We start from the raw sequence: 26,102 nt of genomic DNA on the forward strand, positions 1-26,102 counted from the left end.
CGCCAACTTCATGATCGCCGGGCACTTCGACGCGGACGTGCGGGTGGTCACTCGTTGGCCCGAAGGGCGGCGTGCAGGTCCTGGAGGGGGCGGACCCGGAGGTCGCCGTTGATGCGCGCCTCGATGCCCATCACCGCCGCCGCGGCGCCGGGGACCGTGGTGACGCAGGGGATGTCCGCCATGACGGCGGCGCTGCGGATCTCGTAGCCGTCCGAGCGGGCACTCGCCCCGGAACCCTGCGGTGTGTTCACCACGAGCGCCACGTCGCCGCCGAGGATCAGCGAGACCGCGTCCGCGCCCGCACCCGCCTCGTAGTGCTTGCGGATCTGCTCGCAGGCGATACCGTGCCGGCGCAGCACCTCGGCCGTGCCGGTGGTGGCGACGATCTCGAAACCCAGATCGGCCAGGCGCTTGATCGGGAAGATCATGCCGCGCTTGTCCCGGTTCGCCACCGACACGAAGATCTTCCCGGTGGTGGGCAGCGACCCGTACGCGGCGGCCTGCGACTTGGCGAACGCCTGACCGAAGCCGGTGTCAATGCCCATCACCTCGCCGGTGGAACGCATCTCCGGGCCGAGCAGCACGTCGATGCCCTTGCCCGACGGGGTCCGGAACCGCTTGAACGGCAGCACCGCCTCCTTGACCGCGATCGGCGCGTCCGGCGGCATGCTGCCGCCGTCCCCGGTCGGCGGCAGCATCCCCTCGGCGCGCAAGTCGGCGATGGTGGCGCCGAGCGCGATCCGGGCCGCCGCCTTGGCCAACGGCACCGCCGTCGCCTTCGAGACGAACGGCACGGTGCGGGATGCGCGCGGGTTGGCCTCCAACACATAGAGCAGGTCGCCCTGGAGCGCGTACTGGACGTTGAGCAGGCCGCGTACCCCGACGCCGCGGGCGATCGCCTCGGTGTAGCGGCGCACCTCGGCCAGGTGCGAGCCGGCCAGCGTGATCGGCGGCAGCGCGCAGGACGAGTCGCCGGAGTGGATGCCGGCCTCCTCGATGTGCTCCATCACGCCGCCCAGGTAGACGTCGCCGTCCGCGTCGACGAGCGCGTCCACGTCGATCTCGATGGCGTCGTCGAGGAAGCGGTCCACGAGCACCGGGTGGTCGGGCGAGATGTCGGTGGCCCGGCCGATGTAGTCGCGCAACGTGGGATCGTCGTAGACGATCTCCATGCCCCGACCGCCGAGCACGTACGAGGGCCGGACCAGCACCGGATATCCGATCTCGTCGGCGATCGCCTTCGCCTCGTCGTACGAGGTGGCCATGCCGTGCGCGGGCGCGCGCAGCCCGGCCCGGGCCAGCACCGCGCCGAACGCGCCCCGCTCCTCGGCCAGGTGGATCGACTCCGGCGAGGTGCCGACGACCGGCACGCCCGCGTCCTTGAGCCGCTGGGCCAGGCCGAGCGGGGTCTGACCGCCGAGCTGCACCACCACCCCGACCACGCCGGGACCACCGGCCGCCTTTCCGGACGAGTCCTCGGCGTGCCAGACCTCCAGCACGTCCTCGAACGTCAGCGGCTCGAAGTAGAGCCGGTCGGCGGTGTCGTAGTCGGTGGAGACGGTCTCCGGGTTGCAGTTGACCATCACCGTCTCGTAACCGACGCCTTCGGCGCCGGAACCGGACCCGGCGGCGGTGCCGATCGGCGCGCTTCGCAGCGCCTGGACCGCGTGCACGCACGAGTAGTCGAACTCGATGCCCTGTCCGATCCGGTTCGGCCCGGAGCCGAGGATGAGCACCTTCGGCCGGGCCGAGGGCGCCACCTCGGTCTCGGCGTCGTACGTCGAGTAGTGGTAGGGCGTGGTCGCCTCGAACTCGGCCGCGCAGGTGTCCACCGTCTTGTAGACCGGCCGGATCCCCAACCGGTGCCGCAGCGTACGGACGCCGTCCTCGGCGGCCAGCTCGGGTCGCAGCGCGGCGAGCTGCCGATCGGACAGGCCGGCCCGCTTGGCCCGCCGCAGCAGCGCGGCGTCGAGCACCGGGGCGCCGGCGATCTCGGCCCGCAGCTCGACCAGCGCGGCGATCTGGTCCAGGAACCACGGGTCCATGCCACCGGACGCCTCGGCCACCTCGGCGATCGACGCGCCCAGGCGCAGCGCCCGCTCGACGGTGTAGAGCCGGCCGTCGTGCGGCACCCGCAGCGCGGCGAGCGTGTTCTCCCGGGTCGCCCCCGCCGGGTCGGGGGTGGTCCAGAAGCCCGACGCCTTGGTTTCCATCGAGCGCATCGCCTTGTTCAGCGCCTCGGAGAAGTTGCGGCCCAGGCTCATCGCCTCCCCCACCGACTTCATCGTGGTGGTCAGCTCCGGATCGGCGCCGGGGAACTTCTCGAACGCGAACCGGGGGATCTTCACCACCACGTAGTCGAGCGTCGGCTCGAACGCGGCGGGCGTCCTGAGCGTGATGTCGTTGGGGATCTCGTCAAGCGTGTAGCCGACCGCGAGCTTCGCGGCGATCTTGGCGATCGGGAAGCCGGTGGCCTTCGACGCCAGCGCCGAGGAACGCGACACCCGCGGGTTCATCTCGATCACCACGATCCGGCCGTCGGCCGGATTGACCGCGAACTGGATGTTGCAGCCGCCGGTGTCCACCCCGACCTCGCGCAGCACCGCGATGCCGAGGTCACGCAGCCGCTGGTACTCCCGGTCGGTGAGCGTCATGGCCGGGGCGACCGTGACGCTGTCGCCGGTGTGCACGCCCATCGGGTCGACGTTCTCGATCGAGCAGACCACCACCACGTTGTCGTGCCGGTCGCGCATCAGCTCCAGCTCGTACTCCTTCCAGCCGAGCACGCTCTCCTCGATCAGCACCTCGTGCACCGGGCTGGCGGCCAGTCCCGTGCCGGCGATCCGGTCGAGGTCCGCGTCGGTGTGCGCCATCCCGGAACCGAGGCCGCCCATGGTGAACGACGGCCGGATGACCACCGGCAGACCCAGCTCGGCGACCGTCTCACGCACCTCGTCCATGGAGTGGCAGACCCGCGAGCGCGGGGTCAGCGCGGCCGGGTCCTCGACGCCGAGGCGTACGCCGGCCTTGGCCACGATCTCCTTGAACAGCTGCCGGTCCTCGCCCCGGTTGATCGCCTCGATGTTCGCGCCGATCAGCTCGACGCCGTACTTCTCCAGCACGCCCGCGGAGTGCAGCGCGACCGCGGTGTTCAACGCGGTCTGCCCGCCCAGGGTGGGCAGCAGCGCGTCCGGGCGTTCCCTGGCGATGACCAGCTCGACGAATTCGGGGGTGATCGGCTCGACGTACGTGGCGTCGGCGAACTCCGGATCCGTCATGATCGTCGCCGGGTTGGAGTTGACCAGGCTGACCCGGATCCCCTCGCTGCGCAGCACCCGACACGCCTGGGTGCCCGAGTAGTCGAACTCGCAGGCCTGTCCGATCACGATCGGCCCCGAGCCGATCACCAGGACGTGCTTCAGGTCGGTCCGCTTAGGCATTCTTTCCGCCTTCGATGAGCTCCGCGAAGCGGTCGAACAGGTAGTCCGCGTCGTGCGGGCCGGCCGCCGCCTCCGGGTGGTACTGGACGGTGAAGGCGGGCACGTCCTCGGCCCGCAGCCCCTCGACCACGTTGTCATTGAGGCACACATGGGAGACCCGGACGCCGCCGAAGTCGGTGTCGACCACCTGGTCGGGCACCACCGCTCCGTCTCCGGCGCCCGGCACCCGCACCGCGAAGCCGTGGTTGTGGCTCGTCACCTCCACCTTGCCGGTGGCCCGGTCGAGCACCGGCTGGTTGATGCCGCGGTGGCCGTACCCGAGCTTGTAGGTGCCGAAGCCGAGCGCCCGGCCGAGGATCTGGCTGCCGAAGCAGATGCCGAACAGCGGGATCCGGCGGGTGAGCACCTCCCGCGCGAGGGCCACCGGGCCGTCGGCGGTCGCCGGGTCGCCCGGACCGGGCGAGAGGAACACCGCGTCCGCGCCGGTGGCGAGCAGGTCGTCGATGGTCGAGCCGGCGGGCAGCACGTGGGTGGTGACGCCGCGCGCGGCGAGCCGGCGCGGCACGTTGCGCTTGATGCCCAGGTCCAGCGCGGCCACCGTGAACCGGTGCTCGCCCTCGGCCTCGACCACGTACGGCTTCGCGGTGGTCACCTCGGCGGACAGGTCCGCGCCGACCATCGACGGCGCGCGGCGGACCCGCTCCAGCAGGGCGTCCGGGTCGTCGTCGACACTGGAGACGCCGACCCGCATCGCGCCGCGCTCGCGCAGGTGCCGGGTCAGCGCCCGGGTGTCCACGCCGCTGATGCCGACCACGCCCTCGGCGGCGAGCCGGTCCTCCAGGCCGCCGGTGGCCCGCCAGTTGGAGCTGATCCGGGCCGGGTCGCGCACCACGTAGCCGGCCACCCAGATCCGGCCGGACTCGTCGTCGGAGCCGTTCACGCCGGTGTTGCCGATGTGCGGCGCGGTCTGCACCACCACCTGGCGGTGGTAGGAGGGGTCGGTGAGCGTCTCCTGGTAGCCGGTCATTCCGGTGTTGAAGACCGCCTCGCCGAAGGTCTCCCCGACGCTGCCGTACGCCTCGCCGTGGAACGTGCGCCCGTCCTCCAGGACGAGGATCGCGTTTCTCCGCCTACTGCTCACTGCGCCCGCCTTCCGTTCGCGACTGCGGGACTCCGCTGCGCTGCGTTCCTCGCGCTCACTTGACAGCCTTTCCGTCCAGAACCGTCGGCTCGCCGCGCAGGAAGGTCGCCACGATGCGACCCGGCAGCGTCATGCGGGCGTACGGGGTGTTGCGACTGCGGCTGGCCAGCTCGGCCGGCTCGATCACGCGCCGGGCGGCCGGGTCGACCAGGGTCAGGTTGGCCGGCACGCCGGGCGCCGGGTCGAGCCCGTGCCCGGCCAGCCCGGCGATCCGGGCCGGGACCCGCGACATCCGCTCGGCGATCAGGTCCCACCGCGGGCCGAGCACGTCGAGCGCGATCGAGAGCGCGGTCTCCAGGCCCAGCATGCCGGGCCGGGCGTACGCCCACTCGCACTCCTTGTCCTCCACCGCGTGCGGCGCGTGGTCGGTGGCGATGACGTCGATCACGCCCTCGGCCAGCGCGGCCCGCAGCGCGGCGACGTCCGTGGCGGTACGCAGCGGCGGGTTGACCTTGAAGACCGGGTCGTAGCTGCTCGCTGGGCTCCAGTTGTTCGCGAGTGCGGGGCTCGCAAGCCCACTCCTCCCGCTCACCGCCTCGTCGGTGAGCAGCAGGTGGTGCGGCGTCACCTCGGCGGTCACCCGCACCCCGCGCGACTTGGCCTGCCGCAGCACCTCGACGCTGCCGGCGGTGGAGACGTGGCAGACGTGCAGCCGGCTGCCCACGTGTTCGGCCAGCAGCACGTCCCGGGCGATGATCGCCTCCTCGGCGACCGCCGGCCAGCCGGTCAGCCCGAGCCGGGTGGACACCTCACCCTCGTGCATCTGCGCGCCCTCGGTGAGCCGGGGCTCCTCGGCGTGCTGGGCGATCACCCCGTCGAATGCCTTGACGTACTCCAACGCCCGGCGCATCAGCCGCGGGTCGGCGACGCAGTGCCCGTCGTCGGAGAAGATCCGCACCCGGGCCGCCGAGTCGGCCATCGCGCCCAGCTCGGCCAGGCGCTCGCCGGCCAGCCCGACGGTGACCGCGCCGATCGGCTGCACGTCGACCAGGCCGGCCTCCCGGCCGAGCCGCCACACCTGCTCGACCACGCCGGCGGTGTCGGCGACCGGCGAGGTGTTGGCCATCGCGCAGACCGCGGTGTAGCCACCGAGCGCCGCCGCCCGGGAGCCGGACTCGACCGTCTCGGCGTCCTCCCGGCCCGGCTCGCGCAGGTGGGTGTGCAGGTCGACCAGGCCGGGCAGCGCGACCAGGCCGGTCGCGTCGACAGCCGTGGCGTCGTCCGCGGTCAGGCCGGCGCCGACCTCGGCCACCACGCCGTCGCGGATGAGCAGGTCGGTCGGCTCGCCGTCGAGCACACGGACGTTCCTGATGAGGTACGCGGTCACCGGTTGTTCCCTCCGAGCAGCAGGTAGAGGACGGCCATCCGCACGGAGACCCCGTTGGCGACCTGTTCGACGATGGTGGAGCGGGGCGAGTCGGCCACCTCGGGCGTGATCTCCATGCCCCGGTTCATCGGGCCTGGGTGCATGACGATCGCGTGCTCGGGCAGCCGGCGCATGCGCGGCCCGTCCAGCCCGTACCGGCGGGCGTACTCCCGGGCCGACGGGAAGTAGGAGTCGCTCATCCGCTCCCGCTGCACCCGCAACATCATCACCACGTCCACGTTCGGTGCAACGGTGTCGAGGTCGTAGGAGACGTCGATGCCGGGGGCGAGCGCGGGCGCGATGTCGACCGGGATGAGCGTCGGCGGGCCGACGAGCGTGACCTTCGCGCCGAGCGTGCTGAGCAGCAGCACGTTGGAGCGGGCCACCCGGGAGTGCAGCACGTCGCCGACGATCGCCACGTGCAGGCCGGCGAGCCGGCCCAGGCGGGAGCGCATGGTGTACGCGTCGAGCAGCGCCTGGGTGGGATGCTCGTGGGTGCCGTCGCCGGCGTTGACGACCGACCCGTCCACCCAGTCGGCCAGCCGGTGCGGCGCGCCGGAGGCGGGGTGCCGGACGACCACCGCGTCCGCGCCCATCGCCTGGAGGGTGAGCGCGGTGTCCTTCAGGCTCTCCCCCTTGGCCACGCTGGAGCCCTTGGCCGAAAAGTTGATCACGTCGGCGCTGAGTCGCTTGGCGGCCGCCTCGAACGAGATCCGGGTCCGGGTGGAGTCCTCGTAGAAGAGGTTGACCACGGTGCGTCCGCGCAGCGCCGGCAGTTTCTTGACCTCACGGCCGGCCACGGTGGCCATCTCGGCGGCGGTGTCAAGCACCAGCGTGGCGGTGTCGGCGTCCAGGTCCGCGCCGGAGAGCAGGTGCCGGATCATCGAGCCCACCTTTCGTTCGCGACTGCGGGGCTCCGCTTCGCTGCACTCCTCGCGCTCACCGGAGGTCGCCTCCGTACAACTTGACCTCGTCGGCGCCGTCGGTCTCGGCGAGGGTGACCTTGACGTTCTCGGCCAGCGCGGTGGGGATGTTCTTGCCCACGTAGTCGGCGCGGATCGGCAGTTGGCGGTGGCCGCGGTCGACCAGGACGGCGAGCTGCACGGAGGCCGGGCGGCCGACGTCGCTGAGCGCGTCGAGCGCGGCCCGCACGGTGCGGCCGGAGAAGAGCACGTCGTCGACGAGCACGACCCGGCGGCCGTCGATCCCGCCCGGCGGCAGGTCGGTCGGGCCGACCGCGCGGGTGGCGTGCCGGCGCAGGTCGTCGCGGTAGAGCGTGATGTCGAGCACGCCCACCGGGACGGTCACGTCCTCGAAGGTGCTGATCCGGGCCGCGAGGCGGCGGGCCAGCGGCACGCCCCGGGTGGGGATGCCGAGCAGCACGGTGTCGGCGGCGCCCTGGGTCTTCTCCAGGATCTGGTGGGCGATGCGGTCGACCACCCGCGAGACGTCGGGTGCGGCGAGGATCACCTTTACCGAGGGTTGTCGCGGCGGCGACGGATGGGCAGCCGGTGGGTAGGCCACGGCGGACCTCCTTCCCCGCCTCACGGGACGGGTCGTTAAAGGACGTCGATCAACTCCCGGCGGACCCTCGACGGGCCCGGACCGGGGCTTCACGCCACGTTACCAGCGGTCATCCGACCCACCGTCGCCGGTCCTGACCTGCCGGTCAGCCCGGAGAAATGTGGACAAGCCAGACCGGTGCCCAGACGTCGTGGACCGTAACACTTGACCACGTGTCGCAATCCCCGTACCGTCACGCTCCGTAGCGATAGCTGGGAGAACCCCGAGCAGCACTGGGAGTGTCCGAATGCCCTCTGAATACGCCAAGTCGCTGGGCGCCCGCCTGCGCTCCATCCGCCAGCAGCAGGGCCTGTCCCTGCAGGGGGTGGAGGAGAAGTCGAACGGGCGGTGGAAGGCCGTCGTGGTCGGCTCGTACGAGCGCGGCGACCGCGCCGTCACCGTGTCCCGCCTGGCGGAACTGGCCGACTTCTACCGCGTTCCCGTCTCCGAGCTGCTGCCCGACGGCAGCGGGGTGCGGCACGAGCCCACCAGCAAGATCGTGCTGGACCTGGAGCGGCTCTACGACGAGGCCTCCGAGGACCTCGCGTACGTCGCCCGGTACGCCCGCGCCATCCAGCAGCAGCGCGGTGACTACAACGGCCGGGTGCTCTCCATCCGCGCCGACGACCTGCGTGCCCTCGCCATCGTGTACGACGCCTCACCGTCGGGCCTGATCGAGCGGCTCACCGAGCACGGTGTGCTGGTCGCCGACCCGCGCGCGTTCTTCGCCTCCTGACGACGCCCGCTGTCACGAAGGGCCCGTGCCGTCCGGCACGGGCCCTTCGTCGTTCCTGCCCACGGCTCAGCGGGTGGCGTACTCGGCGATCCGGCCGAGGATGCCGTTGAGGAAGCGGGGCGAGTCGTCGGTCGACATCTGCCGGGCCAGCTCGACGGCCTCGCTGATCGCCACCGCGTCGTCGATCTCGTCGACGTAGAGCAACTCGTACACGGCGATCCGGGCCAGGTTGCGGTCGACCACCGGCATCCGGTCCAGCGTCCACCCCTCGGCGTAGCTGGCGATCGTCTCGTCGATCCGGTCGAGGTGCGCCGCGACGCCCTCGACCAGCCCGACCGCGTAGCCGACGTGGTCGGGGCGGGGCTGCTCGATCCGCTCCAGATAGCCGGCGAGCACCTCGACCGGGGGGCGGTCCCGCAGGTCGGCCTCGAAGAGCACGTCAAGCGCCCGCTTACGCGCCTTGCGACGCGCCGGCATCTGCTGCTTCGGACCCTCGGCCATCAGGCTCGGCCGAGGTAACGGCCGTCGCGGGTGTCGACCTTGATCTTCTCGCCGGTGGTGATGAACAGCGGCACCTGCACGGTGGCGCCGGTCTCGACGGTGGCCGGCTTGTTGCCGCCGGTGGACCGGTCACCCTGCAACCCCGGCTCGGTGTAGGTGACCTCGAGCACCACCGAGGTCGGCAGCTCGATGTAGAGCGGCACGCCCTCGTGCGTGGCGACGGTCGCCTCGGCCTCCGGGAGGAGGTAGTTGGCGGCCTCGCCGACGGTGCCACCCATCACGGTGATCTGGTCGAACGTCTCCAGATCCATGAAGACGTAGTCCTCGCCGTCGGCGTACAGGTATTGCATGGTGCGCTTGTCCACGGTCGCGGTCTCGACCTTGGTGCCCGCGTTGAAGGTCTTGTCGACCACCTTGCCGGACAGCACGTTCTTCAGCGTGGTGCGCACGAAGGCACCACCCTTACCGGGCTTGACGTGCTGGAACTCGACGACGGCCCACAGCTCGCCGTCCAGGTTGAGTACCAGGCCGTTCTTCAGGTCGTTGGTGGAGGCCATTTCCTGCCTTGATCATCAATTGGCGGACAGACCTGCCAAGTCTACTAGCTGTGTCGAATCGGACTCGCACGCTGCGCCAGATGGTGCAGCGCCAGCCGGTAGCCGTCCACCCCGAGCCCGCAGATCACCCCGGTGGCCACCGCCGAGACCACCGAGTGGTGCCGGAACTCCTCCCGGGCGTGGATGTTGGAGATGTGCACCTCGACGAGCGGGCCGCGGAGCAGGGCGCAGGCGTCCCGGACCGCGATCGAGTAGTGCGACCAGGCGGCCGGGTTGAGCACCACCGCCGCCTCCTCGTCCGCCGCCGCGTGCAGCCAGCCCAGCAACTCGTGCTCGGCGTCGGTCTGCCGGACCACCACGTCCAGCCCCAGCTCACGCCCGGTCCGCTCGCACATGGCCGCCAGGTCGGCGTAGCTGGTCACCCCGTAGACGTCGACCTGGCGGGTGCCGAGCCGGCCCAGGTTCGGCCCGTTGAACACGTACACCCTCACGAGCTGATCTCCCGGTACGCCTCGGCCAGCAGCTCGTCCGGCGGGCCCTCCAGCATCGCCGGGCGGGCGAGGCCGTCGAGCACCACGAACCGCAGCCGACTCCCCCGCGCCTTCTTGTCCACCCGCATCGCGGCGAGCAGCTCCGGCCAGGCGTCCGCCCGGTAGCCGGTGGGCAGGTCGAGCGCGGCCAGCACACGCCGGTGCTGCCGGGCGTCGTCGGCGTCGAGCCGCCCGGCCAGCCGGGCCAGGGTCGCGGCGTACACCAGCCCGACCGCGACCGCGTGGCCGTGCCGCCAGCGGTAGCCCTCCACCTTCTCGATCGCGTGGGCGAGCGTGTGCCCGTAGTTGAGCACCTCGCGTACCCCGGACTCGCGCAGGTCCCCGCCGACCACGTCCGCCTTCACCCGGACCGCCCGCTCCACCAGCTCGCGGACCACCGGGCCGGTCGGGTCCAGCGCGGCGGCCGGGTCCCGCTCGACCAGGTCGAGGATCACCGGGTCGGCGATGAAGCCGCACTTGACCACCTCGGCCATCCCGGCGGCCAGCTCGGCCGGAGGCAGGCCGTCGAGCGTCGCCAGGTCGCAGAGCACGCCGGCCGGCGGATGGAACGCGCCGACCAGGTTCTTGCCGGCGGTCGTGTTGATGCCGGTCTTGCCGCCGACTGCGGCGTCCACCATGCCGAGCAGCGAGGTCGCCACCGGCACCCACCGCACCCCGCGCAGCCAGGTGGCCGCGACGAAACCGGCCAGGTCGGTGACCGCGCCGCCGCCCACCCCCACGACCGCGTCGGTACGGGTGAAGCCCGCCGCGCCCAGGCGGTCCCAGGCGGCGGCGGCCACGTCGACGTGCTTGCCCGCCTCCGCGTCCGGCACCTCCACCAGCAGCGGCGTCACACCGTCGGCGCGGGCTCGCTCGGCGAGCCGCTCGGTGAGGGCCTTGAGCGGCGCCGCGTGCAGGTAGGCCACCCGCTCGGCGCCGGGCAGCAGCGCGTGCGGCGGGTCGAGCAGGTCACGTCCGACAAGCACGTCGTACGGCCGGTCGCCGCCGACCGGGATCCGGGTCACCTCGTCCATCGCCGGCAGCCTAGTGCAGCGCCCGGCCGCATGCGGCGACTGTCCACTCCGTGATCGGCGCGGCTGGTGGTGCTCGGCGCGTTCCACCGCCGTCAGGGCTTGAGCAGCGCGGCGATCTCGGCGGCCAACTCCTCCGGGTCGCGGCCGTCGGTGACCACGGTCGCGGTCGCCACCTCGGCGTAGAGCGGGCGACGCTGGTCCAGCAGGTGTTTGAGGGTGGCGCGCGGGTTCAACGCCAGCAACGGCCGGCCGGCGCCCAACCCGACCCGCCGGATCGCGTCGGGCAGCTCCACCGACAGGTGCACCACGGTGTGGCCGATCAGCGCGGCCCGGTTCTCCTCGGCCAGCACCGCGCCGCCGCCGAGCGCCAGCACCCCGCCGTGCGAGGTCAGCGCCGCCGCCACCGCGGCCCGTTCCAGCGTACGGAAATGGTCCTCGCCCTCGTCGACGAAGATCTCCGGGATGGGCTTGCCGGCGAGGCGCTCGATGTCGGTGTCGGTGTCCCGGAAGTCGACGCCGAGCGCCTCGGCGAGCGCCGCCCCCACCGTGGTCTTGCCCGAGCCGGGCGCCCCGACCAGCACGACCACCGGGCGGGTGCTCACTTGATCACCAGGCTGTCGAGGTAACCGGACAGGTTGCGGCGCATCTCGGCGATCGAGTCGCCGCCGAACTTCTCCACCGCCGCCTCGGCCAGCACCAGCGCGACCATCGCCTCGGCGACCACGGCCGCGGCCGGCACCGCGCACACGTCGGAGCGTTGGTTGATCGCGGTGGTCGGCTCCCCGGTGGTCACGTCGATCGTCGCGAGGGCACGGTTCAGCGACGAGATCGGCTTCATCGCCGCCTTGACCCGCAGCGGCTCGCCGGTGGTGATGCCGCCCTCCAGGCCGCCGGCCCGGTCGGTGACCCGGCGGACGCCGGTGGCGGTGGGGATGATCTCGTCGTGCGCCTCGGAGCCGCGGGAGCGCGCCTGCTGCCAGCCGTCACCGATCTCGACGCCCTTGATCGCCTGGATCGACATCACCGCGGTCGCGAGGCGGGCGTCGAGCTTGCGGTCCCACTGCACGTGGCTGCCCAGGCCCGGCGGCACGCCGTACGCGAGCACCTCGACCACTCCGCCGAGCGTGTCGGCGTCCTTCTTCGCGGCGTCGACCTCGGCGACCATCCGCGCGCTCGCCTCGGCGTCGAGGCAGCGCAGCGGGTCGGCGTCGATGCGGGCGGCGTCCTCCGGGGTGGGCCGCAGGCCCGGCTTCACCGCCACCGGCCCCAGCTCCACCACGTGGGAGACGATCTCGACGCCGAGCGCCTGCTTGACCAGCGCCTTGGCGACCGTGCCCACGGCGACCCGGGCGGCGGTCTCCCGGGCACTGGCCCGCTCCAGGATCGGCCGGGCGTCGGTGTGCCCGTACTTCTGCATGCCGGCCAGGTCGGCGTGGCCCGGGCGGGGGCGGGTCAGCGGGGCGTTGCGCGCCTGACGGGCCAGTTCGTCCGCGTCGACCGGGTCGGCGGCCATCACGGTGCGCCACTTCGGCCACTCGGAGTTGCCCACCCGGATCGCCACCGGGCTGCCGAGCGTCACCCCGTGCCGCAGCCCGCCGATGATCTCGATCTCGTCCTGCTCGAACGCCATCCGGGCGCCCCGCCCGTAGCCGAGCCGGCGGCGGGCCAGCTCGCCGCCGATGTCGGCGCTTGTCACCTCGACGCCGGCGGGTACGCCCTCCAGCATCGCGACGAGGGCGGGTCCGTGCGATTCACCTGCAGTCAGCCAGCGCAACACAGCGGACAGTCTGTCACGCCTCCGACCCGGCCCGGCACGCTGCCGCCGGTGTCCCGCCCTGCGGACGCACCAGTCCGCGCAGCGGCTCCGGGCGGCCGGGCGGCTCCGGGCGGTGGGGCGAATGGACGAGGCCGGGATGGAGCGGGCGCGGCCCGGGGCTGGAACCCCCGGTCTGGGCGGGATAGGCCAGCGGCGCCTACAAACTTGATGACATGGATGACTCACTCCTTCGGGGCGGCCACCACACGCGCTGAGTGAGTCACCTACGCCATCAAGTTTGTAGGCAACCCGAGGCATGCCTAGCAGGACCAGCACCATCGGCCGCGCTGACCTGGGACCTGACTGGCGTGGCGTCGCAGGACCCAGTGGCGCGGCAAGGGCACGCCACGGCACCGCCGCCCGCTGGTCCTGGTCAGGCGAGGGCTCCGCCCCTACCCTCAAGCGCGGCGCGCATCGCCTCGCGCGGTGCGGGAACGCCGGTGAACTGCTCGAACTGCCCGACCGCCTGGGCCAGCAGCAGATCCAGTCCAGAGATCACCCGGCACCCGGCGGCCAGCGCGCCGGCCGCCAGCGGGGTGGGCCACGGGTCGTAGAGCGCGTCGAAGAGCACCGTCTCCGGCCGCCAGTCGAAGTTGTCGGCGAGCGGGTCGGCGACGCCCTTCGGCACCGTGGAGATCACCAGGTCGGCCCGGGCGTGCGCGGGCGCGCCGTCCCACTCCGCGCCGGCCAGCGGCACGCCGGCGGCCACCGCCACCGGACGCAGCTCCTCGACCGCCTCGGGTCGGCGGGCCACCACCGTCACCTCGGCCGCGCCGATCCGGGCCGCCGCCGCGATCGCCGCCCGCGCGGTGCCACCGGCCCCGAGCACGGTGACCACCGCCCCGGCCACGCAGCCGGCGCCGGTGAGCACCTCGACCATGCCGGTGATGTCGGTGTTGTCCGCGTACCAGGCGCCGTCGGATCGGCGTACCAGCGTGTTGGCGGCGCCGACGGCGGCGGCGACCGGCGAGACCTCGTCGGCAAGCGCGAGCGCCGCCTCCTTGCCCGGCATGGTCACCGACAGCCCGGCCCACTCCGGGCCGAGGCCCGCGACCAGGCCGGGCAGCTCGTCCGCGCCGGCCTCGATCTTCGTGTACGACCAGCCGGTCAGCCCGGCCGCCGCGTACCCGGCGTTGTGGATCGCCGGGGAGAGTGAGTGGGCGATCGGCCGGCCGACCACCGCCGCACGGTGTGGGGCGGCCATCAGATGATCCCGGCCTCCTTGGCCTTCTGCTCGTTGCGCCGTTGTTGCTCGTAGGTCTCGGCGAAGGCCGAGTGGCCCTCCTTGTCAATGGCCACGAAGAAGAGCCACTTGCCCGGCGGGGGATCCATCGCCCCCTCCAGCGCCTGCTTGCCCGGGTTGTTGATCGGTGTGGGCACCAGACCGCGCAGCTTGCGGTTGTAGGGGTTCTTCGGGTCGTCCAGCTCGGAGGCGGTCATCTCCTTGGACGTCTTGGTCTTCTGCCCGGTCAGCTCCAGGTAGTAGTTGACCGTGACGTCCATCTCCAGGCAGTTGCAGGGGAACTCGCCGTAGACCCGGTTGTAGGCCACCCGGGCGACCTTGCCCAGGTCGTCGGGGTTGCCGGCCTCGGCCTGGGCCAGCGACGCGACGATCAGCGCCTCGTACGGGGTGACCCCGCCGCGCTCCGCCTGCACCCGGTCGGCGAACTTCATGTCGCCGGTGACGGAAAGGAAGTTGTCCACCATCAGCTTGAGCACCGTCTCGGCGGTGGCCTTCGGCGGGATCTCGTAGGTGTCCGGGAACAGGAAGCCCTCGACCGACGGCTTGACCTTCTTGCCGTCGGAGCGCGTGAACCACCAGTCCGGCACGCCCAGCGCCTCCGGGTCCTTCGCGGCGGTCTCGAAGTCCTTGACCGGGATGTCGGTCTTTTCGGAGAGCAGCTTGTAGATGTTCTTGGCGGTGCGCCCCTCCGGGATGGTGAGCCCGTTGACGACCTTGTTCTTCAGGTCGAGCATGGCCACGACCGCCGCCTCACCGCTCATCTGCTTGCGCAGCTTGTAGGTGCCCGGCTGGATGTTCTTGCTGCGCGAGTTCGCCTCGGCGGCCTCGATGAACGCCTTGGTGCTCTTCACCACATCGGCGGCCACAAGCGTGTCGGCCATGTCGGCGATCAGCGCGTTCTGCTTGATCTGGACCGTCACCTCGCCGGTGCCGGAACCGTCGTAGTCGGGGGTGACCAGGTAGTTCTGGATGCGGTCGAAGCCGTAGTAGGCCCCGCCACCGATGCCACCGAGCAGCACGAGCGCGAGGGCGAGCGCGAGGAGGGTCTTGCCCCTGCCGCCGCCGGACTTGCCCTGCCGGCGGAGCACCGCGCCGCGCCGGTGCCGGCCCTTCTCACCCCTCTCCTGTTCGTCGAACCCCAGGTCAAGGTCGTCGATCATGCGTTCGCCTCCGCTGTGCGTCCAGCCAGCTCTGCAGAATCTCCACCGCGGCGGCCTGGTCGACCACCGCTCGTTGGCGCTTTCCCCGGACGCCCCGTTCCGCCAGCCTACGACTCGCGAGGACGGTAGACATCCTCTCGTCCGTCAGCGTCACCGGAATCGGCCCCATCACATCCGCCAAACGGGTGGCGTAGGCGGAGACGTTCGCCGCCGCCGGGCCGTGTTTCCCGGCGAGGTTCACCGGCAGCCCGACGACGATACCCACCGCCTCGTGCTCGGCGGCCAGCCGGACCAGCTCGGCCATGTCGGCGGGCACCGCGTCCGGCTCGGCGGTCAGGTCGCGGGCCAGGGTGACGAGCGGGGTGGCGAGGATGCCGTGCGGGTCGGACCGGGACACGCCCACCCGAACCTGCCCGACATCCACCCCCAACCGGACACCGTGCACGAACTCAGCCATCTACCGCCACACCTCCCCTGAGTACGGGCCAGGGCGGACCGGGAGGTCCGCCCTGGCATCCAGCGCAGCGCTCATGGGGTGTCGGCGACCGCTTTCTCCACCGTCACCAGCAGGTTCGACGCCTCCGTGGCGGGCAGGCCGCCGCCCTGGGCCAGGTCGTCGCTGCCGCCGCCCCGGCCGGAGAACGCCGCCTTCACCAGATCCTTCGCGCTCAGGCCCCGCCCCCGGGCGGCCTGGTTGACGGCCACCACCAGGGACGCCTTGCCGTTGGACCGGGCGGCCACCGCGACCACCGCCGGGCGGGCCGCGTCGATCCGGCCCCGGATCTCCTGGGCCAGGGTCCGCACGTCGTTCGCCGCCGCGCCCTCGGGCGCCTCGGTGCCCACGTACGCGACCCCCCGCACGTCCTTCGCCTGCGCCGCCAGGGCCCCGGCCCCACCGAGCACGAGCTGGGCGCGGAGCTTCTCCAGCTCCTTCTCCGCGTCGCGCAACTGGGTGACGGTCTGCTCCACCCGGTCGGCGACCTGCTCGCCCGGCACCCGGAACATCTCGGCCAGCCGGGAGACAAGCAGGTGCTCGCGGGCCAGGAAGCCGAACGCGTCCATGCCGACGAGCGCCTCGATCCGGCGGACCCCGGAACCGACCGACGCCTCGGAGAGGATCTTGACCAGGCCGAGCTGGGCCGACCGGGCCACGTGGGTGCCGCCGCACAGCTCCCGGGCGTAGTCACCGACCTCGACCACCCGGACCCGCTCGCCGTACTTCTCGCCGAACAACGCCATCGCGCCGATCCGGCGGGCCTCCTCCTGGCTGGTGACGAACGCGTGCACCTCCAGGTCGGCCAGGAGCACCTCGTTCACCTGCTGCTCCACGTCCTGCAGCACGCTCGGCGTCACCCCGGTCGGGGTGTTGAAGTCGAACCGCAGCCGGCCCGGCGCGTTCAGCGAACCCGCCTGGGTCGCCGACTCGCCGAGGAAGTTCCGCATCGTCTGGTGCACCAGGTGCGTCGCGGTGTGCGACCGCGAGATCGCCCGGCGACGGGACACGTCGATCTCCGCGTACCCGGTCTCCCCGGCCCGGACCTCGCCGCGCACCACCCGGGCCCGGTGCACGATCAGGCCGGGCACCGGCTGCTGCACGTCGAAGACCTCGACCTGGCCGCCGCCGACCGTGATCAGGCCCTGGTCCGGCTGCTGGCCGCCGCCCTCGGCGTAGAACGGGGTGGTGTCGAGCACCAGCTCGACCGTGTCGCCCTCGGCCGCGGCGGCCACCGACGCGCCGCCGGCCAGCAGCGCCCGCACCCGGGACTCCCGGTTCAGCTCGGTGTAGCCGGTGAACTCCACCGGCCCGCCGCCGTCGAGCACCGACCGGTACGCCGACACGTCGGTGTGCCCGGTCTTGCGGGCCTGCGCGTCGGCCTTGGCCCGGCCGCGCTGGTCGGCCATCAACCGGCGGAAGCCGTCCGCGTCGACCTGGAGGCCCTGCTCGGCCGCGATCTCCAGGGTCAGGTCGATCGGGAAGCCGTACGTGTCGTGCAGCTGGAACGCCTTGTCACCGGAAAGCGCCGGCCGGCCGGCCGACTTCGTCTCCGCGATCGCGGTGTCCAGGATCGTGGTGCCGGCGCGCAGCGTGGCCAAGAACGCGTCCTCCTCGGCGTACGCGTACTGCGAGATCCGGCCGAAGTCCTCGGCCAGCTCCGGGTACGACGGGGCCATGCAGTCCCGCGCCACCGGCAGCAGCTCCGGCAGCGCCGGTTCCTGGTAGCCCAGCAGCCGGACCGACCGGATCGCCCGGCGCATGATCCGCCGCAGCACGTAGCCACGGCCCTCGTTCGACGGGGTCACCCCGTCGCCGATCAACATCAGCGCGGTGCGCACGTGGTCGGCGACCACCCGCAGCCGCACGTCGTCCGGGTGCGACTGGTTGGCCGCGTGCCCGGAGTGCGCGCCGTACCGCTTCCCGGTCAGCTCGGCCGCCCGGTCCAGGATCGGCTTGACCTCGTCGATCTCGTAGAGGTTGTCCACACCCTGCAGCAGCGAGGCCATCCGCTCCAGGCCCATGCCGGTGTCGATGTTCTGCGCCGGCAGGTCGCCGAGGATCGGGAAGTCCTCCTTCCCGGTGCCCGGCCCCCGCTCGTACTGCATGAAGACGAGGTTCCAGAACTCCAGGTAGCGGTCCTCGTCGACCTCCGGACCACCCTCGCGGCCGTACTCCGGGCCCCGGTCGTAGTACAGCTCCGAACACGGCCCGCACGGGCCGGGGATGCCCATCGACCAGAAGTTGTCCGCCTTGCCCCGGCGCACGATCCGCTCCGCCGGCACGCCCGTGGCACGCCAGATGTCGTACGCCTCGTCGTCGTCCAGGTAGACCGTCGCCCAGATCCGCTCCGGGTCCAGCCCGAAGCCACCCGCCTCGACCGACTTCGTGGCCAGGTCCCAGGCCAGCGGAATCGCCCCGGACTTGAAGTAGTCACCGAAGGAGAAGTTGCCGTTCATCTGGAAGAACGTGCCGTGCCGGCTGGTCTTGCCGACCTCGTCGATGTCCGGCGTCCGCAGGCACTTCTGCACGCTCGTCGCCCGCTGGTACGGCGGCGTCTGCTGGCCCAGGAAGTAGGGCACGAACTGCACCATGCCCGCGTTGATGAACAGCAGGTTCGGGTCACTGATGGCGGGCAGCGGAGCGGACGGCACCACGGCGTGCCCGTTCGCCTCGAAGTGGGCGAGGAACCGCCGCTTGATCTCCGCCGTCTTCATCGCTGGTGCTCCTCCGGGAAAATCTCTCGGTCACCGATCCGCGGGTCCTCCCGCAGCTCGGCGAACTCGTCGTCGTACGCCTCGCCGCGGGCGAAGGCCTCGTGGATCTCCTGCTCACGCTCGGCCATCCCGACCCGGACGTCGTCCACGAAGGCACGCACCGACTCGACCAGCCCACCGGCGGACTCGGACAACCCGCTCGCGATGCCCGCCGGGGTGTACGCCTGCGCCGTCCGGGTGGCCTTGCGCACCACCAGGACGCCCACGGCCAGGCCGATACCCAGCCAGAACAACCGCCTCATGCTCTCATCCTCCCGCGTACGCCGGTCGGGGTCAGCGGTTGCCGCGCTTGGCGGCCCGACGCTGCTGCTTGATGGTGTCGCGCACCTCACGCTCGGTCTCGGCGTGCCGGCGGGCGGAGGCGGCCTTGCGCACGCCGTACCCGAACGCGGCCACCTTCACCAGCGGGTTCGCGGCGGCGGCGGAGACCACGGTGGCCAGGTTCGCCACGTTCGCGGTGACGTTCTGCGCGTGGCTGGTCATGGTGTCCACCTTGGCGAGCTGGAGGTTCACCCCGTCCAGCGAGGTCTGCACCTGCTCCAGCGCGGTGTTGACGTTCTTCACCGTGGTGTTCACGTCACCGAGCAGCGGCCCGGTCCGGTCGTTCAGGTCGTTGATCATGCGGGTTGCGGCGTCGACGGTGTGCCGGAGACGCAGAATCGGCAGCGTCAGGATCAACACGAGCATTGCGAACGCGATCGCCGCGACGAGCGCCGCGACCTCTCCAAAACTCACGCATGTCCTCCTCAACCAGCGTTCCGGCACGACGTCCCGGAACGCGCGACCGTTCCTACCCTTTTCGCGCCACGCCGACCCGGTCACCGGGCGCGGGCGGGCGCGCCAGCCCCAGACCCTACCGTCCGTGATGGAAGTCGGCTCACGACGGTGACGGGGTCGGCTCACCGAGGGGGTCGTCGGTGAGCGTCGGGTAGGGGTCCTCACCGGTGAGTGACGGATCGGTGGTCGGGGTCGGCCCGGTGCGCTCGTCGTCGATCGCGTTACGCACCTTCACCGACACCAACGAGCCGGCGCACGTCCCCGCTGCGGGCTCGGCGGGCACGGACGGCGCCGGCTCCCCGTCCACCGGCGGCGGCGTGCAGGCGGGGTCGCGGACCCACAGGTCGAGCGTCAGCTCGTCCCGACGCCAGCAGGTGTAGCTGCCCTCGACCTTCTCCTCCGGGCAGCGGTCAACCTTCCAGCGTCGCCAGCCGTCCTTGGCCAGCGCCTGCTCGTAGACGGCGACGGTCTTTTTCCACCCCTGCTCGGACTCGACCGCGCGTTCCCGCAGCCGGCAGTCCTGGAGGCACCAGCGGCTACCGCTGACGTTGTCGACAGTCTTCGTCGCCGCCCAGGACGGCACGTCGAGCGCGTCGAGGGTGTCGAAGACCGGGTCGTGGCTGAGCGTCCGCATCCCGAAGTAGAGCGGCACCGCCCCCAGCAGCACGAGGCTGACCAGGGCGAGGACACCCATCCGCAGTCGACGCCGCTCCCGCATCTGCCGCCGCAGCTCGGAGCGGGCGCCGCGCGCCCCGTCCGCCTCCGGCTCGTCCTCGACCGCTACCGGGCCGGCCGGTCGTGGCGCCGGTCCGTCGCCCGGACCGGGCCGCGCCCCCGCCGGCTCCCCCGGCGGTACGACCGCAGCCGCCCGCGCCACCGCCGGCGCGCCACTGGTCGGCGCTCCGGCAACCGGCGCTCCCGGGGAACCGGGCCGGCCCGGTTCCGCCGTGGGCGGGACGGCCCGCCCGGTCGTCCGCTCGTCCGGCCCGGCCGGACGGGCCACGCCCGCAGCCGCCCGGGCCACCACGGGCGCGGCAGCCGCACCCGGTCCCGGCGCTGCCACCGACCCGGCAGCCGCACGCGGCCCCGGCGCTACCGCCGGCCCGGCAGCCGCACGCGGCCCCGGCGCTACCGCCGGCCCGGGTGCGGCAGCGGGTGGGACGGCGCCGTCGGGCCGCGTCGGTCCACGCCCGTCACCGGTGGGCCGTACCGTGGCCGCGCCCTGACCATGTGCGACACGTCCGGCGCCGGGCGGGCGACCGCCGGCGCGCGACGGGTCGTCGGCCGGGCCGTGGCCACCGGGGCCGGCCGACCCACCGACAGGCATGGCACCGCTGCGCTCCGGGTCGCCGTGCGGCCCGAACCCACCCGGGCCCACCGGTGGGACGCCGGCACGAGCCGGACCACCACCGGCACGGTCACCACCCACCGGCGGCACACCGGCACGAGCCGGACCACCACCGGCACGGTCACCGCCGACCGGCGGGACGCCTGGGCGGGCCGCGCCTCGGGCGGGGCCGGGCTGGCCGGCTCGGACCGGCGGCACGGCCGGGCCGGGCTGCTCGGGTCGTACCGGTGGCACGGCGGCACCGGCCCTGGCGCCCGGACCACGGTCGGCGCCGCTCGGGCGTCCGGTCGGCTCCTCGGCCGGCGGGCCGGCCGGACGGCGGGCGGCCGGCATGGCGGGATCGGTGTGCGAGGTGCGGCCGGCCTGCCGCAGCCAGTCGGCGGGGCGTTCCGGCCGCTGCGGGCGAGGTTCACCCGCGTCGTCGGCCACCCGGCGCGGGGTCCGGGCCGGGTCGGTGGCGGGTTCGGCCGCGCCGGGACCGGCCCCGGAACCACGGGCCGGGGCCTGGCGCGGCGTGGGCGAGCCCGCGCCCTGGACCGGGCCGCCGGAGACGGGCGCGGTGGCGCCGGGAAGGGCCGGGGCGTTTCCGCTGCGCGGCACGGCCACCGGCCGGTCCGGCTCCACGGCGGCCCGGCGGCCGGCACCCGGCACGGGCCGGGCGGGGTCGACCCCGCCGGCCGCTGCGTCGTCCGGCCGAGCACGGCGACCCGCGCCGGGGACCGGCCGTACCCCGGCCGGCGGCATGTCGTCCGGCCGTGCGTGGTGGCCCGGACCGGGGACCGGCGGTGCGCCTGCCGGGTCGTCGTCGGGCCGCGCCCGCCGACCCGCGGCGCCGGCCGGCGCATCATCACGCCGCGCGCGCCGACCCGCCGCCATGTCGGCCGGCACGTCATCCGGGCGTACGCGCCGCCCCGCCGCCGTACCCGGCGGCATGCCGACCGGCACGTCGTCCGGTCGCGCGCGCCGACCCGCGCCGGCGGTCGGCTGAAAGCCACCGGAGTCGTCAGAGGCGTCGGGTCGCGCCCGGCGTCCACCGGGGCCGCGCCGGACCGCCGGGTCGACTCCGGCCGGATGGACGTCGGTCTCCTGTACGCCGTGCCGGCCACGCGGGGTGGGTGGCGTCGACATCCGAGGGTCGTCGACGTCCCCGGCCGGCGGCCGGCCCGGGGCCGGATCGACCGGTCCGCGGTTGGGCACGGGCCCGGCGAAGCCCGGACCGTTCGAGGGCCCGCCCCGGGGACCGGCCGGGCCGACGGGACGGTCGGGGACCGGCGGTTGCTGGCCGGTGGGGCCGTCCGCGCCGCGACCGGATGGCCGGCCACCCGGCCGGGGCGCCTCGGGTACTCCGGGCCAGGGGCCGTCCACCGGACGACGCGGGCCGGTCGGATCGGAGCCCGCGGGGTGGACGGGCGGGGGCCCGTCGGGGCCGCGCTGCGCGACCGGGGCACGGGAGTCAGTCCGGTCGACGCCCGGAGGCATCTGCGGGCCGGGACGAGCGGCGCCCCGAGGAACGTCTCCGCCGGGACGACCGGCGCCCGGAGGCAGCGCGGCTCCGGGCGGCATCGCGGCCCCGGGACGACCGGGGGGCGGCGGCACCTCAGCGCCGGGGTGGCTGGCGCCCGGAGGCGGTGCCGGGGCGCGTCGGCCGGTGTGCTCGGGTCGGCCGGTGTGCTCGGGTCCGCCTGGGTGGGGGCGGCCGGGCGCCTGCGGCGCGGAACCGGCCGGGCCGGCTGCCGGTGACGGACCCGGGCGGCCTCCCACAGGTGACTGCGCACCCGACCGAGCCGACGCCGGAGAGTGCGGACCCGGCGGAACCGCTCCCGGAGGCTGCGGCCCTGGCCGACCCCCCACCGGAGGCTGCGGACCCGGCCGACCGGCGGCCGGAGGCTGCGGGCCGGGCCGACCGGCGGCCGGAGGCTGCGGGGCCGGTCCGCCGGTTGCCGGTGGCACACCGGGGCCGGGTCCGGCGGAACCGGGAGATGCCAGGTCCGGCCGGGACGGACGGCCCGGCTCGGCCGTGGGCGCACCGGGCCGAGGCGGCGTGTCGGCCGGGGCGTCCCCGTCCGGACCGAGCTCGCCGCGCTGCTGCTTGGCCGTACGCAGGTCGTCGATCCAGCCGAACTCCTCGCCCGGCACCGTCTGCTCCGGCTCGGCCTCGGCTCGACCGCGCCCCCACCGCCGTCCCTTGGCCCGCGGGTCACGCCGCTCGTCGGGGCCGTCCGCCGGCCGATCCGGACTACGCGCCATCACTGCTGACCCCCCTCGGCGGCGTCGCCGCCGCCCTCGTTCGCCCCGCCCGCCGGCTCGGTGCCGTCCGCCCGCGCCCCGGTCGCGGCTGCCGGCGCACCGGCCTCCCCCCGCGTCACAGGTGTGGGCAACCCGCGGACGATCCGGCGCAGCACCGGCAGCCGGGTGGCCACCGTCCGCTCCGCGCCGTGCCCACTGGGCCGGTAGTAGTCGGTCCCCACGAGGTCGTCCGGAGCGTACTGCTGGGTGACCACCCCCCGGTGGTCGTCGTGCGGATAGCGGTAGCCCGCCCCGTGCCCGAGGCCGCGCGCTCCGGAGTAGTGGGCGTCGCGCAGCCCGCGCGGCACCGGACCGCCCCGACCGGCGCGTACGTCGGCGACGGCGGCGCCGATGGCGGTGGTGGCCGAGTTCGACTTCGGGGCGGTGGCCAGGTGGATGACCGCCTGGGCGAGGTTGAGCTGCGCCTCGGGCAGGCCCACGTATTCGACCGCGTGCGCGGCGGCGGTGGCCACTGTCAGCGCGGCGGGATCGGCCATCCCGACGTCCTCGCTGGCGAAGATCACCATGCGGCGGGCGATGAACCGGGCATCCTCGCCGGCCACAAGCATCCGGGCCAGCCAGTGCAGTGCCGCGTCCACGTCCGAGCCGCGCATGCTCTTGATGAAGGCGCTCGTCACGTCGTAGTGGGCGTCGCCGTCCCGGTCGTAGCGGACCGCCGCCACGTCGACCGCCTGCTCGGCCACGGCGAGGTCGATCCGCCCGGCGCCGGTGGCGGTCGCGGTGGCCGCCGCCGCCTCCAGCGCGGTGAGCGCCTTGCGGACGTCGCCGCCGGCGAGCCGGACCAGGTGGTCCTCCGCCTCCTCGGCGAGCACCAGCGCGCCGCCGAGACCGCGCTCGTCGATCACCGCGCGGCGCAGCAGCCCGCGGACCGCGTCGTCGTCGAGCGCCTGGAGCGTGAGCAGGACACACCGGGACAGCAGCGGCGAGATGACCGAGAAATAGGGGTTCTCGGTGGTCGCCGCGAGCAGGGTGACCGTGCGGTCCTCGACGGCGGCGAGCAGCGAGTCCTGCTGGGTCTTGCTGAACCGGTGCACCTCGTCGATGAAGAGCACTGTCGGCGGGCCACCGGAGCGGCGCTGTCGTCGGGCGGTCTCGATGACCGCGCGGACGTCCTTCACCCCGGCGGTCAGCGCGGACATCGCCACGAAACGTCTGTCGGTGGCGCGTGCGACGAGGTGGGCGATGGTGGTCTTGCCGCTGCCGGGCGGGCCCCAGAGGATGACCGACATCGGCGCCGCGCCCTCGACCAACTGCCGCAACGGCGCGCCGGGAGCGAGCAGATGGTCCTGACCGACCAGCTCGTCGATGCCGGCCGGTCGCATCCGCACCGGCAGCGGAGAATCCGCCCGGGTGGCGGTGAACCCGTCGCCGCCGCCGAGAGCCGCGGGAGCGTCGGGCGCTCCGGCGGGCTCGCCGAGGGTGAAGAGGGCGTCGGATTCCATCCCGAGAACAGTACCGGGCCGGGCCGACGACGCCGGAATCGCGCCGCCGACCCGACCCAGGTGGTCGTTTCCGGTCAGCCGCGACCCGGACGGCGACCCCGGTACCAGCGACCGCCACCGCCACCGCGCGGGCCGGAGCCGACCCCGGCCAGGTAGAGCGAGAGCAGCAGGAAGCCGATCAGCATGAGGGTCGAGGTGCTGAACAGATCCGGGGCGCCGAGGTCGGTGTTCATGAAGTCGAGAAGCAGCGCGAAGCCGAACACGATGGCCGCGAGAATGGCGAGCATGTCGTTCCTCCGGTGGGGGTTCCCAGTAGGTCGGCGACGGATGTACCCGATCGGTCTGTTCGTCAATCTCCACGGTGGAACCGGTCGGTGGCGAGAATCGCGTACCGCGCCGAGTCCCGCCAGCGACCCCGGACGAGGAGGTGGTCGCGACTCACCCCCTCCGAACGCAGGCCGGCCTTCTCCAGCACCCGTCGGGACGCGGCGTGGTCGGGGCGGGTCGTCGCCTCCGCCCGGTGCAGCCCCACCTGCCCGAACGCGAGATCCAGCAGCAGTCGCGCGATCTCCGTGCCCAGTCCGGTGCCCGAGAACGCGGTACGCACCGCGTAGCCGATCTCGCCGCGCCGATGCTCGACCGACGTCACGGTCAGCACACCGAGGCCGACCAACCGGTCGCCGTCGACCGCCGCGAGGCGGTACGCCGGGCGCGGGTCGCCGCCGGCCGTCTCCCGCCACGCCGTCAGCGCGGCGCGGACCGCGTCGAGGGTGGGTGTCTCGTCGTCCAGCAGCCCGTCGGCCACGGCCGGCTCGCTCAGCAACGCGTACAGCGCCGGCGTGTCCGCGTCGGTCCACTCGCGCAGCACACAGCGCGGACCGGGCAGGTGCACCGCCCGGACGGAGCGGATGGGGGTCATGACCTCTCCTCTCGTAGGCTGGCGGCATGATCGCCGCCGACCAGGTGCTGACCGGACGGGACGCGCTGCTCGCCGCGACCGGCCACCACCCGTACGTCCGGCACGCGCTCCGGCGCGACCAGGCCGTACGCGGGTGGCGGCGCGAGGGCACGGTCGGTTGGCTGCTCCCGCCGGGCGAGTCGTCGGCCGGCGGCGCGGTCGGCGCGCCCGGCCCGGCCCTGGACGCCTTCGCCGACCTCTGGGCGGACGGAACGCTGCGGCCCGGCCAGTCGGTGAACCTGCCCCGTGCCACGGCCGCCGAGGTGGCCGCGCGCCTGCCGGTGGCCCGGACCGGCGAGTGGGACTTCCTCTGGGCCACCGACCCGCCCGCGCGGCAGCCGGGACAGGAGCGGGTGGTCCGGCTCACCGGGGCCGACCACCCCGCGCTGGCCGCGCTCGTCGAGGAGGCATACCCCGGCACCACCTCCCGGCCGGGCGATCCGGGCATCGTCGACTGGTACGGCATCCGGGACGGCGAGCGCCTCATCGCCTGCGGCGCCGACCGCAGCCGGGGTGACATCGGTTTCCTGGCCGGGCTGGCCGTGGCGCCCGGGGATCGCGGCCGGGGCCTGGGCGCGGCGCTGACCGCCGGGATGACGCGCGCGCTGGTCGCCCGGTACGACCAGGTGGCGCTGGGCGTCTACACCGTCAACGTCGGCGCGATCCGGCTCTACCGCCGGCTCGGCTTCACCGGCACCGCGCCGCGCACCACGGTCTACCTGGCCTGAGGCGCGGCGTGCCCGCACGCCCGTTCGCCCACCGCGCCACGATCGCCCGCTCCATGATCGGCGGCTCGACGCACGGCGGCTCGACGGCGTGCGGCGGGAACCGGTTGGCGACGTGGCCGCGGCCC

General features: G+C 73.6%; 24 protein-coding genes. 2 read left to right on the forward strand and 22 right to left on the reverse strand.

Going from position 1 to position 26,102, the window contains the following annotated elements:
• Positions 1-47: 47 nt before the first annotated feature.
• The 5 genes from carB to pyrR are packed head-to-tail and all read right to left on the reverse strand — an operon-like array spanning position 48 to position 7,531.
• Positions 48-3,440, reverse strand: coding sequence for a carbamoyl-phosphate synthase large subunit (gene carB / locus O7602_RS17590; protein WP_281583725.1), 3,393 nt, complete (start codon positions 3,438-3,440; stop codon positions 48-50).
• Positions 3,433-4,581, reverse strand: coding sequence for a glutamine-hydrolyzing carbamoyl-phosphate synthase small subunit (gene carA, locus O7602_RS17595; RefSeq protein ID WP_281583726.1), 1,149 nt, complete (start codon positions 4,579-4,581; stop codon positions 3,433-3,435). The genes carB and carA overlap by 8 nt, the downstream gene beginning before the upstream one ends.
• A gap of 55 nt (positions 4,582-4,636) precedes the next feature.
• Positions 4,637-5,968 (reverse strand): dihydroorotase, encoded by a 1,332-nt coding sequence (locus tag O7602_RS17600; RefSeq protein ID WP_281583727.1) that lies wholly within the window; start codon positions 5,966-5,968, stop codon positions 4,637-4,639.
• Positions 5,965-6,891, reverse strand: a complete 927-nt coding sequence (locus O7602_RS17605; protein WP_281583728.1) for an aspartate carbamoyltransferase catalytic subunit — start codon at positions 6,889-6,891, stop codon at positions 5,965-5,967. The genes O7602_RS17600 and O7602_RS17605 overlap by 4 nt, the downstream gene beginning before the upstream one ends.
• 55 nt (positions 6,892-6,946) lie before the next feature.
• Positions 6,947-7,531 carry a bifunctional pyr operon transcriptional regulator/uracil phosphoribosyltransferase PyrR gene (pyrR, locus tag O7602_RS17610; protein WP_281583729.1) on the reverse strand — a complete coding sequence of 195 codons (585 nt, stop codon included), beginning with the start codon at positions 7,529-7,531 and terminating at the stop codon, positions 6,947-6,949.
• Between the two features lie 286 nt (positions 7,532-7,817).
• Here pyrR and O7602_RS17615 point away from each other — a divergent pair, with 286 nt between their 5' ends.
• Positions 7,818-8,306: a helix-turn-helix domain-containing protein gene (locus O7602_RS17615; protein WP_013285505.1), complete on the forward strand. Its 489-nt coding sequence runs from the start codon at positions 7,818-7,820 to the stop codon at positions 8,304-8,306.
• Positions 8,307-8,372: 66 nt separating this feature from the next.
• Here O7602_RS17615 and nusB read toward each other — a convergent pair whose 3' ends face one another.
• The 17 genes from nusB to O7602_RS17700 all read right to left on the reverse strand — a co-directional run bounded on the left by nusB (position 8,373) and on the right by O7602_RS17700 (position 25,210).
• Positions 8,373-8,783 (reverse strand): transcription antitermination factor NusB, encoded by a 411-nt coding sequence (nusB, locus tag O7602_RS17620; RefSeq protein WP_281590367.1) that lies wholly within the window; start codon positions 8,781-8,783, stop codon positions 8,373-8,375.
• A gap of 23 nt (positions 8,784-8,806) precedes the next feature.
• The gene (gene efp, locus O7602_RS17625) at positions 8,807-9,364 is read right to left on the reverse strand and encodes an elongation factor P (protein WP_107160036.1); all 558 of its coding nucleotides are present in this window, start codon (positions 9,362-9,364) and stop codon (positions 8,807-8,809) included.
• A 44-nt stretch (positions 9,365-9,408) separates the two neighbouring features.
• Positions 9,409-9,855 (reverse strand): type II 3-dehydroquinate dehydratase, encoded by a 447-nt coding sequence (gene aroQ, locus O7602_RS17630; protein ID WP_281583730.1) that lies wholly within the window; start codon positions 9,853-9,855, stop codon positions 9,409-9,411.
• Positions 9,852-10,928 (reverse strand): 3-dehydroquinate synthase, encoded by a 1,077-nt coding sequence (aroB, locus tag O7602_RS17635; protein ID WP_281583731.1) that lies wholly within the window; start codon positions 10,926-10,928, stop codon positions 9,852-9,854. Before aroB ends, aroQ begins: the two co-directional genes overlap by 4 nt.
• Before the next feature lie 92 nt (positions 10,929-11,020).
• Complete coding sequence (locus tag O7602_RS17640) at positions 11,021-11,530, reverse strand: shikimate kinase (protein ID WP_281583732.1); 510 nt, start codon at positions 11,528-11,530, stop codon at positions 11,021-11,023.
• Positions 11,527-12,705: a chorismate synthase gene (gene aroC / locus O7602_RS17645; protein WP_281583733.1), complete on the reverse strand. Its 1,179-nt coding sequence runs from the start codon at positions 12,703-12,705 to the stop codon at positions 11,527-11,529. Before aroC ends, O7602_RS17640 begins: the two co-directional genes overlap by 4 nt.
• 412 nt (positions 12,706-13,117) lie before the next feature.
• On the reverse strand, positions 13,118-13,948 hold the full coding sequence (locus O7602_RS17650) for a shikimate dehydrogenase (protein WP_281583734.1): 831 nt from the start codon (positions 13,946-13,948) through the stop codon (positions 13,118-13,120).
• On the reverse strand, positions 13,948-15,147 hold the full coding sequence (mltG, locus tag O7602_RS17655) for an endolytic transglycosylase MltG (protein WP_281583735.1): 1,200 nt from the start codon (positions 15,145-15,147) through the stop codon (positions 13,948-13,950). The genes O7602_RS17650 and mltG overlap by 1 nt, the downstream gene beginning before the upstream one ends.
• Positions 15,131-15,604 (reverse strand): Holliday junction resolvase RuvX, encoded by a 474-nt coding sequence (ruvX, locus tag O7602_RS17660; RefSeq protein ID WP_281583736.1) that lies wholly within the window; start codon positions 15,602-15,604, stop codon positions 15,131-15,133. The genes mltG and ruvX overlap by 17 nt, the downstream gene beginning before the upstream one ends.
• A 71-nt stretch (positions 15,605-15,675) precedes the next feature.
• Positions 15,676-18,357 (reverse strand): alanine--tRNA ligase, encoded by a 2,682-nt coding sequence (gene alaS, locus O7602_RS17665; RefSeq protein WP_281583737.1) that lies wholly within the window; start codon positions 18,355-18,357, stop codon positions 15,676-15,678.
• Complete coding sequence (locus O7602_RS17670; protein ID WP_091578080.1) at positions 18,354-18,659, reverse strand: DUF6167 family protein; 306 nt, start codon at positions 18,657-18,659, stop codon at positions 18,354-18,356. The genes alaS and O7602_RS17670 overlap by 4 nt, the downstream gene beginning before the upstream one ends.
• A gap of 31 nt (positions 18,660-18,690) precedes the next feature.
• Positions 18,691-19,152, reverse strand: coding sequence for a DUF948 domain-containing protein (locus O7602_RS17675; protein ID WP_281583738.1), 462 nt, complete (start codon positions 19,150-19,152; stop codon positions 18,691-18,693).
• 142 nt (positions 19,153-19,294) lie between these two features.
• The gene (locus tag O7602_RS17680) at positions 19,295-20,197 is read right to left on the reverse strand and encodes a hypothetical protein (RefSeq protein WP_348651337.1); all 903 of its coding nucleotides are present in this window, start codon (positions 20,195-20,197) and stop codon (positions 19,295-19,297) included.
• Positions 20,198-20,322: 125 nt separating this feature from the next.
• Positions 20,323-20,805 (reverse strand): hypothetical protein, encoded by a 483-nt coding sequence (locus tag O7602_RS17685; RefSeq protein ID WP_281583740.1) that lies wholly within the window; start codon positions 20,803-20,805, stop codon positions 20,323-20,325.
• 1,983 nt (positions 20,806-22,788) lie between these two features.
• Positions 22,789-24,291, reverse strand: a complete 1,503-nt coding sequence (locus O7602_RS17690) for a replication-associated recombination protein A (RefSeq protein ID WP_281583741.1) — start codon at positions 24,289-24,291, stop codon at positions 22,789-22,791.
• A 74-nt stretch (positions 24,292-24,365) separates the two neighbouring features.
• Complete coding sequence (locus tag O7602_RS17695; RefSeq protein ID WP_018785054.1) at positions 24,366-24,578, reverse strand: hypothetical protein; 213 nt, start codon at positions 24,576-24,578, stop codon at positions 24,366-24,368.
• 62 nt (positions 24,579-24,640) lie between these two features.
• Complete coding sequence (locus O7602_RS17700; protein ID WP_281583742.1) at positions 24,641-25,210, reverse strand: GNAT family protein; 570 nt, start codon at positions 25,208-25,210, stop codon at positions 24,641-24,643.
• A 26-nt stretch (positions 25,211-25,236) separates the two neighbouring features.
• Between O7602_RS17700 and O7602_RS17705 the strand changes: the two genes are divergently transcribed.
• Positions 25,237-25,977, forward strand: coding sequence for a GNAT family N-acetyltransferase (locus tag O7602_RS17705; RefSeq protein ID WP_281583743.1), 741 nt, complete (start codon positions 25,237-25,239; stop codon positions 25,975-25,977).
• The last annotated feature ends 125 nt before the right edge of the window (positions 25,978-26,102 follow it).

The sequence above is a fragment of the Micromonospora sp. WMMD1128 genome, assembly GCF_027497235.1.
In the GTDB taxonomy this organism is placed as follows: Bacteria; Actinomycetota; Actinomycetes; order Mycobacteriales; family Micromonosporaceae; genus Micromonospora.

Excerpts from the sequence above, each read along its gene's own strand:
- carB (WP_281583725.1), bottom strand. The coding sequence starts at position 3,440 with ATGCCTAAGCGGACCGACCTGAAGCACGTCCTGGTGATCGGCTCGGGG.
- O7602_RS17605 (WP_281583728.1), bottom strand. The coding sequence starts at position 6,891 with ATGATCCGGCACCTGCTCTCCGGCGCGGACCTGGACGCCGACACCGCC.
- O7602_RS17615 (WP_013285505.1), top strand. The coding sequence starts at position 7,818 with ATGCCCTCTGAATACGCCAAGTCGCTGGGCGCCCGCCTGCGCTCCATC.
- nusB (WP_281590367.1), bottom strand. The coding sequence starts at position 8,783 with ATGCCGGCGCGTCGCAAGGCGCGTAAGCGGGCGCTTGACGTGCTCTTC.
- efp (WP_107160036.1), bottom strand. The coding sequence starts at position 9,364 with ATGGCCTCCACCAACGACCTGAAGAACGGCCTGGTACTCAACCTGGAC.
- aroB (WP_281583731.1), bottom strand. The coding sequence starts at position 10,928 with ATGGACGAGGTGACCCGGATCCCGGTCGGCGGCGACCGGCCGTACGAC.
- O7602_RS17650 (WP_281583734.1), bottom strand. The coding sequence starts at position 13,948 with ATGGCCGCCCCACACCGTGCGGCGGTGGTCGGCCGGCCGATCGCCCAC.
- mltG (WP_281583735.1), bottom strand. The coding sequence starts at position 15,147 with ATGATCGACGACCTTGACCTGGGGTTCGACGAACAGGAGAGGGGTGAG.
- ruvX (WP_281583736.1), bottom strand. The coding sequence starts at position 15,604 with ATGGCTGAGTTCGTGCACGGTGTCCGGTTGGGGGTGGATGTCGGGCAG.
- alaS (WP_281583737.1), bottom strand. The coding sequence starts at position 18,357 with ATGAAGACGGCGGAGATCAAGCGGCGGTTCCTCGCCCACTTCGAGGCG.
- O7602_RS17670 (WP_091578080.1), bottom strand. The coding sequence starts at position 18,659 with ATGAGGCGGTTGTTCTGGCTGGGTATCGGCCTGGCCGTGGGCGTCCTG.
- O7602_RS17690 (WP_281583741.1), bottom strand. The coding sequence starts at position 24,291 with ATGGAATCCGACGCCCTCTTCACCCTCGGCGAGCCCGCCGGAGCGCCC.
- O7602_RS17695 (WP_018785054.1), bottom strand. The coding sequence starts at position 24,578 with ATGCTCGCCATTCTCGCGGCCATCGTGTTCGGCTTCGCGCTGCTTCTC.
- O7602_RS17700 (WP_281583742.1), bottom strand. The coding sequence starts at position 25,210 with ATGACCCCCATCCGCTCCGTCCGGGCGGTGCACCTGCCCGGTCCGCGC.
- O7602_RS17705 (WP_281583743.1), top strand. The coding sequence starts at position 25,237 with ATGATCGCCGCCGACCAGGTGCTGACCGGACGGGACGCGCTGCTCGCC.